1 pseudogene is annotated in these 380 nt (G+C 68.4%); it reads left to right on the top strand.

The window, feature by feature from the left end:
• Positions 1-380: pseudogene (locus J0695_RS43470) on the top strand (succinate--CoA ligase subunit alpha); the annotation flags it as partial.

Here is a 380-nt window from a genome sequence, read left to right as displayed (position 1 = left end):
CCGTCGTCGAGGCGATCGACGCCGAGATCCCCCTCGCCGTGATCATCACCGAGGGCATCGCCGTCCACGACTCCGCCGCCTTCTGGGCGTACGCGCAGGCCAAGGGCAACAAGACCCGCCTCATCGGCCCGAACTGCCCCGGTCTCATCACCCCGGGCCAGTCCAACGCCGGCATCATCCCGGGCGACATCACGAAGCCGGGCCGCATCGGCCTGGTCTCGAAGTCCGGCACGCTGACGTACCAGATGATGTACGAGCTCCGTGACCTCGGCTTCTCGTCCGCCGTGGGCATCGGTGGCGACCCGGTCATCGGCACCACGCACATCGACGCCCTCGCGGCGTTCGAGGCGGACCCCGACACCGACCTGATCGTCATGATC

This window comes from Streptomyces beijiangensis (genome assembly GCF_017315755.1).
Taxonomy (GTDB): domain Bacteria; phylum Actinomycetota; class Actinomycetes; order Streptomycetales; family Streptomycetaceae; genus Streptomyces; species Streptomyces beijiangensis.
Note: the sequence above shows the minus strand (reverse complement) of the source record. Positions and strands in the feature narration are given on the sequence as shown.